The sequence below is a fragment of the Escherichia sp. AM3 genome (assembly GCF_032029835.1).
Classification (GTDB): domain Bacteria; phylum Pseudomonadota; class Gammaproteobacteria; order Enterobacterales; family Enterobacteriaceae; genus Escherichia; species Escherichia coli.
This window is the reverse complement of the sequence record NZ_JAVUPQ010000980.1, coordinates 1-271: the sequence shown is the minus strand read 5'-3', so window position 1 is coordinate 271 and position 271 is coordinate 1. Positions and strand designations below refer to the sequence as shown.

The following is a 271-nucleotide window of genomic DNA, read 5'->3' as shown; positions in this document are numbered from 1 at the left end:
CCGGTGGATTGACTTTGTTTTTGCCAGTGGCATGATGCGCACGAAATCTGAACTTCCTCACGGTTTTTAATCCATGACCACCTATACCCGCCCGGTGCTTTTGTTGCTCTGTGGCCTGCTTTTGCTGACCCTGGCGATCGCGGTGTTAAACACACTCGTCCCGCTATGGCTCGCCCATGAAAACTTACCGACCTGGCAGGTGGGTATGGTTAGCTCGTCCTTTTTTACGGGCAATCTGCTGGGCACCTTATTAACGGGCAGCCTTATTAAG

The 271-nt window shown here is 52.0% G+C and carries 1 pseudogene; it reads left to right on the top strand.

Annotated features, from left to right (window positions below):
• Positions 1 to 73: 73 nt before the first annotated feature.
• Positions 74 to 271: pseudogene (locus RTW80_RS29330) on the top strand (MFS transporter); the annotation flags it as partial.